Origin of the sequence: Micromonospora sp. KLBMP9576, from assembly GCF_050941805.1 — a bacterium.
Taxonomy (GTDB): Bacteria; Actinomycetota; Actinomycetes; order Mycobacteriales; family Micromonosporaceae; genus Micromonospora.
Map to the genome: position 1 here is coordinate 59,936 of NZ_CP194567.1, position 14,747 is coordinate 74,682.

Sequence of the window (14,747 nt, forward strand, 5' to 3'; positions counted from 1 at the left end):
CGAGGGGGTCGGCGTGACGCTCGACGGTGAGGCACTGGAGCAGCTCCACAAGCGGGCCCGGTCCGGCGGCGCGGACAAATACCATGCGGCGAACGCGGCCAAGGGCAAGCTCTTCGCCCGGGAGCGGGTCGCGCTCCTGGTGGACGAGGGGTCCTTCGTCGAGGACGGCCTCTACGCCAACTCGATGGCCGAGGGCCTCCCGGCCGACGGCGTCATCACCGGCACCGCCACCATCGACGGCCGCCCGGTCTGCCTGATGGCGAACGACTCCACGGTCAAGGCCGGCAGCTGGGGCGCGCGTACCGTTGAGAAGATCATCCGGATCATCGAGCGGGCCTACTCGACCAGCGTGCCGATGGTCTACCTGGTCGACTCGGCCGGCGCCCGGATCACCGACCAGGTCGACCTCTTCCCCGGCCGCCGCGGCGCCGGGAAGATCTTCTGGAACCAGGTCCGCGCCTCCGGGGCCATCCCGCAGGTCTGCGCGCTCTTCGGGCCCAGCGCGGCCGGCGGGGCGTACATCCCGGCGTTCTGCGACGTGGTCGCCATGGTCGAGGGCAACGCCAGCATGTACCTCGGCTCCGACCGGATGGTCGAGATGGTCACCGGGGAGAAGACCACGCTGGAGGCGATGGGCGGCGCCAAGGTGCACTGCGCCGAGTCCGGCGTCGGGCACTTCCTCTGCAAGACCGAGGCGGACGCGCTCGACGTGGTCCGTCGCTACCTGTCGTACCTGCCGGCGAACTGGACGCAGGCCCCACCGGCCGCGCCCGCCGTCGAGGCGCCGGAGAAGGCCGACCTGGCGGCGCTCGTGCCGGCGAGCGAGCGGCAGGCGTTCGACATGCGCCGGTACGTCAAGGGCCTGCTCGACGACGGCTCCTTCTTCGAGATCCAGGCGCTCTGGGCCAAGGAGCTGACCATCGGCTTCGGCCGGCTCAACGGCGAGGTCGTCGGCGTGGTCGGCAACAACTCGATGTTCAAGGGCGGCGTGCTCTTCGTCGACTCGGCCGACAAGGCGACCCGCTTCGTGCAGCTCTGCGACGCGTTCAACGTGCCGCTGCTGTTCCTCTCCGACGTGCCCGGGTTCATGGTCGGCAGCGTGGTGGAGAAGCAGGGCATCATCCGGCACGGCGCCAAGATGATCACCGCGATCTCCGAGGCGACCGTACCCAAGATCTGCGTGGTGGTCCGCAAGGCGTACGGCGCCGGCCTCTACGCGATGGCCGGCCCCGGCTTCGAGCCGGACGCCACGATCGCCCTGCCCACCGCCAAGATCGCCGTGATGGGCGCCGAGGCGGCGGTCAACGCCGTCTACGCCAACAAGATCGCGGCGATCGAGGACGAGGCCGAGCGGGCCGCGTTCGTCGCCGCGAAGCGCGCGGACTACGAGCGCGACATCGACGTGGTCCGGCTCGCCAGCGAGCTGGTCGTGGACGCGATCGTCGAGCCGCACGAGCTGCGGGGCGAGCTGGTCCGCCGGTTCGCCGCCGCCCGCACCAAGGATCGGCACTTCTCCCGACGCCGGCACGGCGTCACCCCGGTCTGATCCCGCCGCCGGCCCCACCCGGCCGGCACGGGGCCCGCGCCGCACCAGCGATCTCCCCCGGCGTCACGAGCGTCCGGCGGTCATCCACACAGGAGGATTCCATGGACTTCCGGCTCACCGAGGAGCAAGAGGCGCTGCGGGAGAGCGTGCGCGAGCTGGCGCGCGAGGTGGTCGCCCCGGTCATCGCGGAGCACTACGAGGCGCACACCTTCCCGTACGAGGTGATCCGGCAGATGGGCAAGATGGGCCTGTTCGGCCTCCCCTTCGCCGAGGAGTACGGCGGGATGGGCGGCGACTACTTCGCGCTCTGCCTCGCGCTGGAGGAGCTGGCCCGGGTCGATTCGAGCGTCGCCATCACCCTGGAGGCGGCGGTTTCGCTGGGCGCGATGCCGATCTACCGCTTCGGCACGGCCGAGCAGAAGGCGACGTGGCTGCCGAGGCTGCTCAGCGGCGAGGCGCTCGCCGGTTTCGGCCTGACCGAGCCGGGCACCGGATCGGACGCGGGTGGCACCCAGACCCGCGCAGTGCTCGACGAGGCCACGGACGAGTGGGTGATCAACGGCTCGAAGGCGTTCATCACCAACTCGGGCACCGACATCACGGCGCTGGTCACCGTCACCGCGGTCACCGGCGTCCGCCCGGATGGCGCCAAGGAGCTGTCCACCATCATCGTGCCCTCCGGCACCCCGGGCTTCACCGTCGCGCCGGGCTACTCGAAGGTCGGCTGGAACGCCTCGGACACCCACGAGCTGACCTTCGACGACTGCCGCGTGCCGGCGGCCAACCTGCTCGGTGAGCGCGGCCGGGGCTTCGCCCAGTTCCTGCGGATCCTCGACGAGGGGCGTATCGCGATCGCCGCCCTGGCCGTCGGTCTCGCCCAGGGCTGCGTCGACGAGTCGGTCCGGTACGCGAGGGAACGCCAGGCGTTCGGCCAGCCGATCGGCAACTACCAGGCGATCCAGTTCAAGATCGCCGACATGGAGATGAAGGCGCACACCGCCCGCCTGGCCTACTACGACGCGGCGGCGCGGATGCTCGCCGGCGAGCCCTTCAAGCGGCAGGCCGCCATCGCCAAGCTGCACGCGAGCACCATCGCGGTGGACAACGCCCGCGAGGCCACCCAGATCCACGGTGGCTACGGCTTCATGAACGAGTATCCGGTGGCCCGGTTCTGGCGCGACTCCAAGATCCTGGAGATCGGCGAGGGCACGTCCGAGGTGCAGCGCATGATCATCGCTCGCGACCTGGGCATGTGACGGCGGCGGGACGGGTCAGGACCCGTCCCGGTCGGGGGCGGAGCCCGTGCTTCCGGCGGTGGCGCCGGGGTGCACCGCGTCCCGGACCCGGCGCAGCCCGTCGAGCAGGGCGGCGAGCGCCGGCGCGTCGAGCTGGCCGGTGAACCACTGCTCGATGATCCGCAGGTGCCCGGGCAGGACCCCGTCGAGCCGTTGCAGGCCGGAGGCGGTCACCACGGCGAACGAACTGCGCCGGTCGGAGGGGCACGCGCGGCGGGCGAGCAGCCCGTCGCGTTCCATCCGGTCCACCACCCGGGTGACCCCGCTCGTTGATAGCGAGGTCTGCGCGGCCAGGTCGGTCATCCGCAACTGGTTGCCGGGTGACCGGGCCAGCCTGGTCAGCACCTCGAACTCGACGGGTGAGAGACCGTGCTCCTCGAACTGCGCGGCGAACCGGGCCGAGAGCCCGGCGTGCGCCTCGATGAGCAGGCCGACGGCGGTGATCCTGGGGTCGTCGAAAACGTTCTGGTCCACGCGACCATCCTAGCAGTCCTTGACACAGGGAATGTTGTTATGCCTATAGTTGCTTCAGCAGCCGTTGGGCTACTAAACAATCTTCCCCCACGGAGGGCAGTTCCATGACCAGCAGCACCGCACCGGTCACCCGCGACTGGGAAGGCCTCACGATCCCGACCGCCGGCACCTACCTGCTGGACGTCGCACACAAGCGCGTGGGCTTCTCCGCCCGGCACATGATGGTCAGCAAGGTGCGCGGTGACTTCGCCGAGGCGAGCGCCACCATCACCGTCGCCGAGGACCCGATGCGGTCCTCGGTCAGCGCCACCATCCAGGCGGCCTCCATCAACACCAACCAGGCCGACCGGGACGCGCACCTGCGCAGCCCCGAGTTCCTCGACGTCGAGAGCTTCCCGACCCTCGAGTTCCGCAGCACGGCCGTGAAGTCGCGCGACGGCAACGACTTCGTCCTCTCGGGCGAGCTGACGATCAAGGGCGTCACCCGCCCCGTCGAGCTGGCGATCGAGTTCGAGGGCGTCGGGCGCAGCCCGTTCGGGCAGGACATCTTCGGCTTCTCCGCCGCCACCGAGATCGACCGCGAGGACTTCGGCCTGACCTGGAACGTGGCCCTGGAGACCGGCGGCGTGCTGGTCGGCAGGAAGATCAAGATCGAGATCGAGGGCGAGGCCGTCCGCCAGGCCTGATCCGCCGGACCGCTTCCGGGCCCGCGCCGCACCACGGCGCGGGCCCGCGGCGCGTACGGGGTCCTCTGCGACGCGGTCATCACGGCGTCCGCCGCCCGGGTGCGATTTGTCACGAACCCCGTGTGGTCCGGCCCGGTGCCGGAGCGCGCCGCCTGGGTAGAGATCCGCCGGGAGCGCGTCCGCCGGCCGGAGTACGGTCGTGCCGGTCGTAGGATCACCGGGCCTGCCTCTGTCCCGACGATGCCGACGCTCCTAACGTGGAGGGTTCACACGCGCTTACCCGGGCCGGCACGGTCCGACTGCGCCTCGCGCCGGGAGGAAACATGGGCAGGGACGTCGAGCAGGGCGCCTTCTCCCGGGAGGACCGGGTCCGTTACCGCCAGAAGGTGCGGCGTTGCCTGGACGTCTTCGCCCTGATGCTGGACGACTTCCACTTCGACGCCGACCGGCCGATGACCGGGTTGGAGATCGAACTGAACCTGGTCGACTCGTCGGCCGAGCCGGCGATGCGCAACGAACAGATCCTCGCCGCGATCGCCGACCCGCTCTTCCAGACGGAACTGGGCCAGTTCAACCTGGAGCTGAACGCGCCGCCCCGGCTGATCGAGGGCGACGGGTTCGCCGACTACGAGCGGGACCTGCTCGGCAGCCTGTCCCGGGCCGACGAGCGGGCCGCCGAGTCGGACGCGAAGATCGTGCTGGTCGGGATCCTGCCCACCCTCACCGAGCGGCATCTCGTCGAGGACAACCTCTCCACCAACGAGCGCTACCGGGTGCTCAACGACCAGATCGTCGGCGCCCGGGGCGAGGACATCGAGCTCGACATCCGCGGCGTCGAGCGCCTGCAGACCCACACCGACTCGATCGCGCCCGAGGCCGCCTGCACCAGCCTCCAGTTCCACCTCCAGGTCGCCCCGGACAACTTCGCCGACTACTGGAACGCCTCCCAGGCCATCGCCGGCGTGCAGGTGGCCGTCGGCGCCAACTCGCCGTTCCTCTACGGCCGGCAACTCTGGGCGGAGACCCGGATCGCCCTCTTCGAACAGGCCACCGACACCCGGCCGGACGAGCTGAAGGCGCAGGGCGTACGACCCCGGGTGTGGTTCGGCGAACGGTGGATCACCTCGATCTTCGACCTGTTCGAGGAGAACGTCCGCTACTTCCCGCCGTTGCTGCCGATCTGCGAGGACGAGGACCCGGTCGCGGTGCTGCACGGCGGCGGCGTGCCGGAGCTGGGCGAACTGCGCCTGCACAACGGCACCGTCTACCGGTGGAACCGGCCGATCTACGACATCATGGACGGCCGCCCGCACCTGCGGGTGGAGAACCGGGTGCTGCCGGCCGGCCCGACCGTGGTCGACATGCTGGCCAACGCCGCCTTCTACTTCGGGCTGGCCCGAGGGCTGGCGGAGGCGGAACGGCCCATCTGGAGCCAGCTCACCTTCAGCTCCGCCGAGGAGAACTTCCACGCCGCCGCCCGACGGGGCATGGACGCCGTCCTGCACTGGCCCCGCCTCGGCGAGGTGCCGGTGACCAAGCTGGTCCTGGACGTCCTGCTGCCCACGGCCGCCGCCGGGCTCGACCGGTTCGGGGTGACCCCGGCCGACCGCGACCGGCTGCTCGGCATCATCGAACAGCGCTGCCGTACGGGCCGCAACGGCGCGGTCTGGCAGACCGAGGCGGTCTGGGCGGCCGAACGGCAGCGCGGCATGGACCGGGGCGCCGCCCTGCACCACATGGTGCAGCGCTACGCCGAGTTGCAACGCGGCAACGAACCCGTGCACACCTGGTCCGTCGACTGACGCGGATACCGCCGCGACCTGCTCGCGGCTCAGCGGTTGCGGCCCCCGGAGCGGGGCCGACGGCCGGTGGGCGAGGGCCGTGGCGGATCGTCGGCAGCCGGGCGGGCCGACTCCCCGGTCGCGCCCCCCGCCGCGCCGGCGTCCCCGTCCGGAGCGTCCCCGTCCGGAGCGTCCCCGTCCGGACCACCATCGTCCGGAGCCTCACCGGCCCGGCCCGGAGCGGCGCTCTGCGCCGGGTCGGTGTGCCGGCGGCCCGCCGCGACGCTCTGCGCCGGGTCGGTGTGCCGGTCCGGCGCGGCGCCGTCCGGCGGCGCGGGGGCGGAGGGCACGTCGACCGGCGCCGCAGCGGTGCCGGCGTCGAGCACGTCGGCCGGGTGGGCGTGCGGTCCCGGAGCCGGGTCGGCCGGGTGCTCGGCGGCTGCGCCGGTGCGCTGGCGGGGCACCCGCACCGGCTCCCGGGACGCGGCCCGGCGGGCGGCCCGCTGGGTGAGCGCGGTGACCCCGACGGCGCCGCCGATTCCGATGATCACCGCGTACGGCGCGATCAGGTGCGCCGACACCTGCTCCGGGCTGATCCCGGACAGCCGCGGCACCGCCAGGAAGTACGCGGTCGCGACGAGCAGCGGCCCGGCGGCGCCCGAGGCTGCCGCCCCGACGCGGTGGTCGGGATGCCGGGCGTCGCGGCGGGCGCCGACGGCGCCGATCACCAGCGCGGAACCGAGGGACAGCAGCGCCCCGGGCCAGTAGAAGTAGTCGCGGATCCAGTAGCGGCCGTCGTCGGGGCCGAGCTGCCAGATGCCGAGCTGCGCACTGGTCAGCCCCCGCCCGGTCAGTACGCCGTCCACCACGGCGATCACGGCGAGCAGCCAGAGCCAGCCGACGGTGGCCATCACGTTGTTGGCGGCGGCCCGCGAGCGCAGCGCCCAGATCGCGCTCAGCACCCCGACCAGCACACCGAGGGCGGCGTAGCCCGCCGCGACGTCGCGGGGTGAGCCGCTGTCCGCCACCGCCTCGCGCGCCGGTACGGCCACCAGCAGCACGGTGACCAGCGCGCCCAGCCCGGCGGCCACGGCGAGCACGACGGAGACCAGGGCGGTGCCGGCGGGAGCGGCCCGGGGCGGCCCGTCGGGCGGCACCGCCTCGGCTCCGCCGGCGTGCGGTGCCGGGCCGCGGTCGCGTAGCCGTTGCGCGCAGACCGCGCCGAGGACCGTCGAGGTGGCCGCGATCCAGGTCGCCCAGATCAGGCCGGCCACCCAGGCGGCCGAGCCGGCGTCCGGATCCGCCGGCGCCCAGTTGATGATGCCGAGCCCGTAGCCGAAGCCCAGTTGGGCGGCACCCGCGCCGGCCGCGCCGCCGGCCGCGGTCGCGATCGATCCTCCCCAGCCCCGTCTGGCCATGCCGGGGAGCGTAGCGTCCCGTCATCGGCGCGGCGAGTCGTGGCGGTCGGCCGGAGGGCGACCGCGATGGTGCTGGGCGCCGGCGGGGCGGTACGGTCGCCGGGGATCGAGGCGGGGTGAACGGATGACGGACGGGGACACGGGCGCGCGCGACGACGGCCCGGACCGGTCGACGATGCTGTTCCGGGGCGGGTTGGCCGTCGTGCTGCTCGCCGTCGTGGGCGCGATCGGCGGATGGTTCCTGGCCGGCGAGGGCGACCCGGTGACCACGCCGCCGGCGGCGGAGGGCACGTCCACCACGGCGACGCCCGGCCCGGCCCGGACGACCCCGCAGGCGTCCACGCCGGCGGCCCCCCGGACGTCCGCGCCGAGCCGTTCCGCCGGGCTGACGGTGCCGCCCGTCGTCGGCGACGACTTCACGGACGCCCGCGCCGAGCTGCGCGAGAGGAAGCTGGGTTGGCGGCTCGTCTTCGGTGCCGGCACGGGGACGACTGTGGAGCGCACCTCGCCGGAGGTGGGTACCGAGGTGCGGCCGGGGCGCACCGTGACGCTCTACGTGAGCGGTCCGGCGCCGGCCGCGGAGGTGCCGGACGTGGTGGGCGAGGACTGCGACGACGCGGCGGACGAACTCGTCGACGAGGGCTTCTATCCGCGGTACCGCACGGGCAAGGTCGGCAAGGTCGGCCGCCAGGAGCCGGCCGGCGACGGTGCGGGCCGGTGGAACGACCAGGTGTCGATCTGGTGCGGTGACGCGCCGGAGACCGGTGGACCGGCTTCCCCGACACCGTGACGGTGCGTCCGGCACGCTGATCCCGGCCGATGGCCCCCGCGACCGCTAGGTTGACGGTCAGGGTCCACGACGCCCGCCCGGGCCGGGAGAGGACGTGCGATGAGCGACGACCGCCAGGAACCGCCCGCCGGGGAACCCGACGACCGGACCCGTCCGCTGCCTGCGCCGGGCGACGCCTCGGCCGGGGCGGAACCCGACCGCACGCAGCGGCTGCCCGGCCAGGGTCTGTCGGGCGCCGGTGAGGCGGCCCGACCGGCGCCCGGCGACGGGACCTCCCCGGCGGAGGGCGCCACCTCAGGCCCGCCGGAGCGGCCCGGGTCGGCGGTCTGGTCGGGCCGGGCGGAGGTTCGCCCTGCCCAACCCGCCGACCAGCCGGAGGGCGACTGGTACGCCGAGGAGCAGGGCACGCGACGCTGGTGGCTGCCGATCCTGTGGGGCGTGATCGTGCTGCTGCTGCTCGGCATGCTGGGTGTCGGGCTGTGGCTGGTCCTCGATTCGGCGGACGACGATCCGAGCGGGCCGTCGCCGTCGCCCTCGCCGTCGGTCACCCGCGCGTCGCCGACCACCGCCAGCGCGACCTCGGCCGCCCCGACCTCCTCGCCGCCCTCGGCGTCGCCGACGCCCTCCGTGGCGGATCGGTTGCCGATGCCGCCGGTGGTGAACCTGCCGCTGGAGACGGCGCAGGCGATCCTCGACGACGTCGGGCTGGCCCACCGGGTGGAGTACGAGACATCGGACCGTCCCGCCGGCACGGTGATCCGCACCGAACCGGAGGCGGGGGAGTTCGTATCCGAGGACGCGGAGGTCACGCTGGTGGTGGCGCGCGAGGCCGCCGCGCCGACGGATGGGATCACCCCGTCGGCCGAACCGCCCGCCACCCGCTGACCGCGTCACCGCCCCGCTGACCGCGTCACCGCGTCCCCGTCTGCCGCGCGATGTCACCACCCGCGTCGTCTCGTCCCGACCAGGCCGAGCCCGGCCAGCGAGATCACCAGGCCGAAGATGCCGGACCAGAAGAGGGAGCGGCGGGTGTCGTCGGGCGAGGGGCGGGCGGCCCGGTGGCCCGGAGAACCGGTGGGAGCGCCGGCCCCGGCGGCGGCCGGTCCGGGCTCGTCGGCCGTCCCGGAATCGTCGTCGGCCGTCCCGGGAAGGCCGGCGGCACCCAGCGCGTCCGTTTCATCCGGTCCGGTCAGCGCGTCCGGTCCGGTCAGTGTGCCGGGTCCGGTCAGCGCGTCCGGGGTGCCGAAGGGGTCGGAATCGTCGTCGGGCGGGTCCTCGTCCACCACGGTGATCTCGGGTGCGGGGACCGGGGTGGCGAGCCGCGTGGTCGCGGAGAGGGCGGGATCGTGGGCCACCACCAGGGCGATGGTGGCGCCGACCAGCGCCAGGAGTCCGAAGGCGTAGGAGATACGGGAGCGGTGCCGCCGCGCGGCGGGCTGATCGACCATGGCCATCCCAGGTTCGGGGTCCTGGAAGCGCGGGGTGGAACATGCCGGGGTGGGCGTACCTCATTCTATGGCGATGGGGGCGCGCCCGGATGCCGATCGCGCAGGTCAGCCCACGCGGGCCGGGGTGCGGGCGACGTTGCGGCGGACGGCGCGCACGGTGTGCGGGCGCGGCTCGGGAGCCGACCGCAGGGGGCGAAGGCCCTCCCGCTGGACGAAGATCGACCGCCGGTTGACCGCGTCCCCCGACGCGTTCAACTCGTAGCCTTCGAGCCAGATCCAGCCGTCGTAGGTCGGCCAGTCGAGGACCCGGATGACCCGGATCGTGATGGGCCTGAGGAACTGGATACTCGCCGCGCGAGTCACGTGCAGTACGTCACCGGAGCGGGGCAGCACATTGGCTCCTGGAAAGAGTCGGCCGGCGGACGGGCCGGCGTGCAGGGCGGGGGACGTCGATGGCCGGCGGCGAGGTGGGCCGGCTGCTGCTGCGCGCGGTGATGGTCGGGCCGTACCCGCTGGTGGCGGACCGCCACCCGACCAACACCCGGTGCTCCGGGTACCGCTCCCGCCGCCGCAGCCAACTGGCGTGCAGCGGCGGGGTCATCAACCCGGGGCAGGTCTGGTTGTCGACTGTCGGGCGGACCCACCGCCACGCGTCCCGCCATCCGTGGGATCACCACGGCGAGGAAGCGAGTGAAGACGGTGAGTAACCCAAGCCATACGGACAGACTGCATCAGCGACGTGCCGGATGCAAGTTGCACGTTGACTTTTGCTGATACGTGAGCGGCTCGCGCGAAGCGGCGCTTGAAGCCGTTCGCGTCCGCCCGGCACACTGGGGGCGGTTTCGCCGTCGCGGCCGGCCGATGACCGGCACCACCCCCCACGCCGCGAACGATGCCCGCCGTACGACGGTCGCGCCCCTGGCGGGTGACGACAGTGGCGCACGGCGAGGCGGAGGTGGACCGGGTGCGGCCTGTCGAGGTGATCCCGTGAGTGAGCGGCGTAGTCCCACCATCCGCCGTCGCCGACTCGGTGCGGAGCTGCGGCGGCAGCGGGAGGCAGCCGGGATCACCATCGAGGTGGTCGCCGAGCAGTTGGAGTGCTCGGCGTCGAAGGTCTCCCGGATCGAGACCGGCCACACCACGGCGACCCCGCGCGACGTGCGGGACATGCTGCGGATCTACGGCGTGGTGGGGGCCGAGATCGACGAGCTGGTGCAGATCGCCCGGGAGGCGCGCCAGAAGGGCTGGTGGCACCCCTACAGCACCGTCCTGGTCGGGGCGTACGTCGGGCTGGAGGCGGCGGCCAGTTCCGTGCGGGCGTACGAGCAGCAGGTGGTGCCCGGGCTGCTGGAGACCGAGGAGTACGCGAGCGCGATGATCCGGGCCGCCCGGCCCGACTTCACGGCCGAACAGGTGCGCCAGCGGGTGCGTGTCCGTCTGGGCCGTCAGTCGTTGTTGACCCAGGAAGATCCGGTCGATCTGTGGGTGGTGCTCGATGAGACGGTGGTGAGCCGTCCGGTGGGCGGGGACGAGGTCATGCGTGACCAGCTCAAACGGCTGGTCGAGGTGGCGGATCTGCCGAACGTGACGCTTCAGATCCTGCCTTTCGAGGTGGGTGCGCACGCCGGCATGGACGGCACCTTCACGATCCTCAGCTTCCCTGAGCCCGGTGATCCGGATGTCGTGTACGCGGAGAATGCCACGGGTGGGCTCTTCCTGGAGAAGAGTGACGAACTGCAGAGGTACAGCTTCATCTTCGATCACATCCGAGCGGCAGCCATGCGTCCAGAGGAGTCCATCGCACACATCGCGAAACTGGCAGAGGAGCCGTTGTGGAAATGGCGACCAAGGGGTTCCCCGCGGACCTGACGCAGGCGACATGGTTCAAGAGCTCGAAGAGCGGGCCGAACTGTGACAACTGCGTGGAGGTGGCGTACGTGACGGGGGCGGTCGGTGTGCGGGACTCGAAGGACAAGACGGGCCCGGCCCTGGTCTTCGCTCCGGGTGGCTGGCACGCCTTCGTCGCCGGCACCAGGGGCGGTGTGTTCGACAGGAGCTGATGGACCGTGATCTGACGGGCTGCCCCCGTCCGGCGATGGTGCCGGACGGGGGCAGCGTCGTGCCGGGGCCCGGCGGTGCGTAAAGACGGCCGGTCGTCCCGTCGCCCCAACGGGGCCCGCCTCGTTGTACCCCTCGGTACGGCGTTGATCGACAACCGCCGACGGACGGCGACCGAGCGAGGCAGGCGAGACGGATGACGACGATCGGGTCAGAGAACCTCACCAACGGGCCGGGCAAACCGGAACGGTTCGGCGGCAAGTACCGGGGGGCGCGTCGTGACACGGTCCTGACCGAGGTGGTGTCGGCCGACGACGAGATCGACGACCGGGACACCCAGGGCGTCCCGCCCGAGCAGGCCGGCCCGCCGCTCTCCCTGCCCTCGCTGGACCCCAACCCGCTGACCGAGCCGTCGTTCCCGCCCGGCGGCTGGTCGGCGGAGCCGAACGAGTCGCTGGTCGACCACCCGCTGCTGCGCGGGCTGCTGATGGAGCTGCCGCCCAAGGGCAGCGTCCCGCCGCCCGGCTGGCTCGACCGCTGGTTCGAGGCGACCCGGGCGATCCTGGAACTGCTATACGTGCAGGGCCCCGGCCGCACGCGGTGACGTCGGCGCGGCCCGCTCGACGAGCCGGCTGTGCCGCAGGGCGTGACGGACACCGATGGCGACGACAGCCAGCACACCCAGGGTGATCGCCGGGCCGGTCACGCCAGGCCCGAACAGCGGCTCCGGGGCGCTCGCCGCGGCCACCGCCGGCAGGATCGCCAGCCCGGTGACCTGCACCGGGAGGCCGATCAGGGGGTGTGCGGCAGACGCGCGCAGGCCGTACGGCGCCGGGGTTTCCGGTGTCGAGGCCAGGGCCGCGGCCCCCGCGCCCAGGCGGCGTACCCGGCGCACCGTGCAGGCCGCGACGACCAGCGCGGGTGCGACGGCCAGGGTGAGCCCGGCCGCCGCCCGGTCCGCCACGGTCGCGCCGGCGCTGGAGAGCCCCGCGCCCAGCACGGCGGCCGTCAGTGCCAGGCCGGCCAGCGTCAGCGCCAGCACCCATCCGGTACGCCTGCGCAGCGCCCGGGCGCGGTGCATCCGGGGCAGCCCGTCCGCGAGCCAGCCGGCGGCGAGCCAGACGGCCGTCAGCGCCAGCAGCACGGTCAGATGACTATCCATGGCGGACAGTCTTTCCCTTTTTCGACGATCGTGAATCCGGGCCGGTCCCTGGGCCGTCCCGTAGCCGCCGCCCCTAGGGGCCATCTTCCCGGCGTTATAGGGAACTCGACATGTTTGAATATCCTTCCGCGTCGCTCTACCCTCAGCTTGATCGGCATTCATCGATCCACTCGCCACGGGCAGTTGGACGGTCGGTGCCGTTCGGAGGGAGTAGGAGATGGGTCTTCCACGCAGGTCCGTACTCGTCGGGGTGGCGGCATTGGCCATGGCGGCCACCGCCACGCCAGCAATGGCCGCCGAACCGGTGGGCACGATCCGCGCCGCGGGCGGTGCCACCGCCGTGGCCGACAGTTACATCGTCGTCTTCAAGGACAGCACGGTCGCCCGGACCAGCGTCGGTGACACCGCCCAGCGGCTGACCGACCGGCACGGCGGAGCCGTCGCCCGCACCTACGGCGCCGCCCTGCGCGGCTTCGAGGCCCGGGTCGGCGCCAGGGCCGCCGCCCGCATCGCCGCGGATCCCGCCGTGGCCTACGTCGAGCAGAACCACACGGTCTCCATCGCCGGCACCCAGACCAACCCGCCCTCCTGGGGCCTGGACCGCATCGACCAGCGGGCCCTGCCGCTGAACAGCTCCTACACGTACCCGAACACGGCCGGCAACGTGCACGCCTACATCATCGACACCGGCATCCGGTTCAGCCACAGCGACTTCGGCGGCCGGGCCGTCTCCGGCTACGACGCCGTCGACGGCGGCTCCGCCGACGACTGCAACGGGCACGGCACGCACGTCGCCGGCACGGTCGGCGGCTCCGCGTACGGGGTGGCCAAGGGCGTCCAGCTGGTCGGCGTACGGGTGCTGAACTGCCAGGGCAGCGGCACGAACGCCGGCGTCATCGGCGGCGTCGACTGGGTGACGGCCAACGCGGTCAAGCCCGCCGTGGCCAACATGAGCCTCGGCGGCGGCGCGAACGCCTCGCTCGACACCGCCGTGCGCAACTCCATCAACTCGGGGGTGAGCTACGGCCTGGCGGCCGGCAACGACTCCGGCGGCAACGCCTGCAACACCTCGCCCGCCCGGACCGCCGAGGGCATCACCGTCGGCTCGACGACCAACACGGACGCCCGGTCGTCGTTCTCGAACATCGGCACCTGCCTGGACATCTTCGCGCCCGGCTCGTCGATCACCTCGGCGTGGTACACCAACGACACCTCGACCAACACCATCAGCGGCACCTCGATGGCGACCCCGCACGTGGTCGGCGTCGCGGCCCTGGTGGCCAGCGCCAACCCGGCCTGGACGCCGCAGCAGGTCCGCGACTACCTGGTGAACAACGCCACCAGCAACGTGGTGACCAACCCGGGCACCGGCTCGCCCAACAAGCTGCTCTACGTGGTCAACGGCGACACCCCGCCGCCGACCAACGACTTCTCCGTCTCGGTCTCGCCGACCTCCGGCTCGACCGCGCCGGGCGGCTCGGTGACCGCCACGGTCGGCACCGCCACGACCAACGGCTCCGCCCAGTCGGTGAGCCTCTCGGCCAGCGGGCTGCCGTCCGGGGCCACCGCCTCGTTCAGCCCGGCGACCGTCACCTCGGGTGCCTCCTCCACGCTGACCATCAGCACCTCGGCGAGCACGCCGCCCGGCACCTACGCGGTGACCGTGACGGGCACCGCGACCTCGGGCAGCAGGACCGCGACGTACTCGTTGACGGTCACCGGCACCGGTGGTGGCGGCTGCTCCGGCACCAACGGCACCGACCTCGCGATCCCGGACACGAACGTCGCGGTGAACAGCCCGATCGTGATCTCCGGCTGCGCCCGCAACGCCTCGTCGGCCTCCACCGTCGCGGTGAACATCGTGCACACCTACCGCGGTGACCTGGTCATCGACCTGATCGCCCCGGACGGCTCTGCGTACCGGCTGAAGAACAGCAGCTACTTCGACGGCGCGGACAACATCAACACCACCTACACCGCGAACCTGTCGAGCGAGGCGGCGAACGGCACCTGGCAGCTGCGGGTGCGGGACGCCTACGCCGGGGACACCGGCTACCTCAACACCTGGACCCTCACCCTCTGACGGAGC

At 72.6% G+C, this 14,747-nt stretch carries 16 protein-coding genes; 11 read left to right on the forward strand and 5 right to left on the reverse strand.

The window, feature by feature from the left end; translation table 11 throughout:
• Positions 1-13: 13 nt before the first annotated feature.
• A complete protein-coding gene (locus tag ACQ452_RS00280; protein WP_433388994.1) occupies positions 14-1,546 on the forward strand; it encodes an acyl-CoA carboxylase subunit beta in 1,533 nt (510 codons plus the stop codon).
• A gap of 101 nt (positions 1,547-1,647) precedes the next feature.
• Positions 1,648-2,802 (forward strand): acyl-CoA dehydrogenase family protein, encoded by a 1,155-nt coding sequence (locus tag ACQ452_RS00285; RefSeq protein ID WP_433388996.1) that lies wholly within the window; start codon positions 1,648-1,650, stop codon positions 2,800-2,802.
• 15 nt (positions 2,803-2,817) lie between these two features.
• Here the strand turns inward: ACQ452_RS00285 and ACQ452_RS00290 are convergent, their stop codons facing one another.
• On the reverse strand, positions 2,818-3,315 hold the full coding sequence (locus ACQ452_RS00290) for a MarR family winged helix-turn-helix transcriptional regulator (protein ID WP_433388998.1): 498 nt from the start codon (positions 3,313-3,315) through the stop codon (positions 2,818-2,820).
• A 104-nt stretch (positions 3,316-3,419) separates the two neighbouring features.
• On the opposite strand from ACQ452_RS00290, the gene ACQ452_RS00295 reads away from it, so the two are divergent.
• Together ACQ452_RS00295 and ACQ452_RS00300 are read left to right on the forward strand one after the other, a co-directional pair.
• On the forward strand, positions 3,420-4,001 hold the full coding sequence (locus ACQ452_RS00295; protein ID WP_433389000.1) for a YceI family protein: 582 nt from the start codon (positions 3,420-3,422) through the stop codon (positions 3,999-4,001).
• Positions 4,002-4,324: 323 nt separating this feature from the next.
• Positions 4,325-5,803, forward strand: a complete 1,479-nt coding sequence (locus ACQ452_RS00300) for a glutamate--cysteine ligase (protein ID WP_433389002.1) — start codon at positions 4,325-4,327, stop codon at positions 5,801-5,803.
• 29 nt (positions 5,804-5,832) lie between these two features.
• Here the strand turns inward: ACQ452_RS00300 and ACQ452_RS00305 are convergent, their stop codons facing one another.
• A complete protein-coding gene (locus ACQ452_RS00305; RefSeq protein WP_433389004.1) occupies positions 5,833-7,200 on the reverse strand; it encodes a hypothetical protein in 1,368 nt (455 codons plus the stop codon).
• 124 nt (positions 7,201-7,324) lie between these two features.
• Between ACQ452_RS00305 and ACQ452_RS00310 the strand changes: the two genes are divergently transcribed.
• Both ACQ452_RS00310 and ACQ452_RS00315 read left to right on the forward strand, forming a co-directional pair.
• Positions 7,325-7,990 (forward strand): PASTA domain-containing protein, encoded by a 666-nt coding sequence (locus ACQ452_RS00310; protein WP_433389005.1) that lies wholly within the window; start codon positions 7,325-7,327, stop codon positions 7,988-7,990.
• Between the two features lie 99 nt (positions 7,991-8,089).
• Entirely contained in the window at positions 8,090-8,875 is a 786-nt protein-coding gene (locus ACQ452_RS00315; protein WP_433389007.1) for a PASTA domain-containing protein, read from the forward strand.
• A 53-nt stretch (positions 8,876-8,928) separates the two neighbouring features.
• On the opposite strand, the gene ACQ452_RS00320 is transcribed toward ACQ452_RS00315, so the two are convergent.
• Both ACQ452_RS00320 and ACQ452_RS00325 read right to left on the reverse strand, forming a co-directional pair.
• Complete coding sequence (locus tag ACQ452_RS00320; RefSeq protein ID WP_433389009.1) at positions 8,929-9,444, reverse strand: hypothetical protein; 516 nt, start codon at positions 9,442-9,444, stop codon at positions 8,929-8,931.
• Positions 9,445-9,543: 99 nt separating this feature from the next.
• Entirely contained in the window at positions 9,544-9,831 is a 288-nt protein-coding gene (locus ACQ452_RS00325; protein ID WP_433389011.1) for a hypothetical protein, read from the reverse strand.
• A 59-nt stretch (positions 9,832-9,890) separates the two neighbouring features.
• Here ACQ452_RS00325 and ACQ452_RS00330 point away from each other — a divergent pair, with 59 nt between their 5' ends.
• The 4 genes from ACQ452_RS00330 (at position 9,891) to ACQ452_RS00345 (ending at position 12,100) form a co-directional block, all read left to right on the forward strand.
• Positions 9,891-10,145 carry a hypothetical protein gene (locus tag ACQ452_RS00330; RefSeq protein WP_433389012.1) on the forward strand — a complete coding sequence of 85 codons (255 nt, stop codon included), beginning with the start codon at positions 9,891-9,893 and terminating at the stop codon, positions 10,143-10,145.
• A gap of 280 nt (positions 10,146-10,425) precedes the next feature.
• Positions 10,426-11,307 (forward strand): helix-turn-helix domain-containing protein, encoded by an 882-nt coding sequence (locus ACQ452_RS00335; protein WP_433389014.1) that lies wholly within the window; start codon positions 10,426-10,428, stop codon positions 11,305-11,307.
• Entirely contained in the window at positions 11,277-11,498 is a 222-nt protein-coding gene (locus ACQ452_RS00340) for a DUF397 domain-containing protein (RefSeq protein WP_433389015.1), read from the forward strand. The genes ACQ452_RS00335 and ACQ452_RS00340 overlap by 31 nt, the downstream gene beginning before the upstream one ends.
• 194 nt (positions 11,499-11,692) lie before the next feature.
• Complete coding sequence (locus ACQ452_RS00345) at positions 11,693-12,100, forward strand: hypothetical protein (RefSeq protein ID WP_433389016.1); 408 nt, start codon at positions 11,693-11,695, stop codon at positions 12,098-12,100.
• Here ACQ452_RS00345 and ACQ452_RS00350 read toward each other — a convergent pair.
• Positions 12,068-12,658: a hypothetical protein gene (locus ACQ452_RS00350; RefSeq protein ID WP_433389017.1), complete on the reverse strand. Its 591-nt coding sequence runs from the start codon at positions 12,656-12,658 to the stop codon at positions 12,068-12,070. The two genes, ACQ452_RS00345 and ACQ452_RS00350, sit on opposite strands and share 33 nt — an antisense overlap.
• A gap of 217 nt (positions 12,659-12,875) precedes the next feature.
• Between ACQ452_RS00350 and ACQ452_RS00355 the strand changes: the two genes are divergently transcribed.
• On the forward strand, positions 12,876-14,741 hold the full coding sequence (locus ACQ452_RS00355) for a S8 family peptidase (RefSeq protein WP_433389018.1): 1,866 nt from the start codon (positions 12,876-12,878) through the stop codon (positions 14,739-14,741).
• The last annotated feature ends 6 nt before the right edge of the window (positions 14,742-14,747 follow it).

Coding starts and splice junctions, on each gene's coding strand:
- ACQ452_RS00285 (WP_433388996.1), top strand. CDS start 1,648: ATGGACTTCCGGCTCACCGAGGAGCAAGAGGCGCTGCGGGAGAGCGTG.
- ACQ452_RS00295 (WP_433389000.1), top strand. CDS start 3,420: ATGACCAGCAGCACCGCACCGGTCACCCGCGACTGGGAAGGCCTCACG.
- ACQ452_RS00300 (WP_433389002.1), top strand. CDS start 4,325: ATGGGCAGGGACGTCGAGCAGGGCGCCTTCTCCCGGGAGGACCGGGTC.
- ACQ452_RS00305 (WP_433389004.1), bottom strand. CDS start 7,200: ATGGCCAGACGGGGCTGGGGAGGATCGATCGCGACCGCGGCCGGCGGC.
- ACQ452_RS00310 (WP_433389005.1), top strand. CDS start 7,325: ATGACGGACGGGGACACGGGCGCGCGCGACGACGGCCCGGACCGGTCG.
- ACQ452_RS00315 (WP_433389007.1), top strand. CDS start 8,090: ATGAGCGACGACCGCCAGGAACCGCCCGCCGGGGAACCCGACGACCGG.
- ACQ452_RS00320 (WP_433389009.1), bottom strand. CDS start 9,444: ATGGCCATGGTCGATCAGCCCGCCGCGCGGCGGCACCGCTCCCGTATC.
- ACQ452_RS00330 (WP_433389012.1), top strand. CDS start 9,891: ATGGCCGGCGGCGAGGTGGGCCGGCTGCTGCTGCGCGCGGTGATGGTC.
- ACQ452_RS00340 (WP_433389015.1), top strand. CDS start 11,277: ATGGCGACCAAGGGGTTCCCCGCGGACCTGACGCAGGCGACATGGTTC.
- ACQ452_RS00345 (WP_433389016.1), top strand. CDS start 11,693: ATGACGACGATCGGGTCAGAGAACCTCACCAACGGGCCGGGCAAACCG.
- ACQ452_RS00350 (WP_433389017.1), bottom strand. CDS start 12,658: ATGGATAGTCATCTGACCGTGCTGCTGGCGCTGACGGCCGTCTGGCTC.
- ACQ452_RS00355 (WP_433389018.1), top strand. CDS start 12,876: ATGGGTCTTCCACGCAGGTCCGTACTCGTCGGGGTGGCGGCATTGGCC.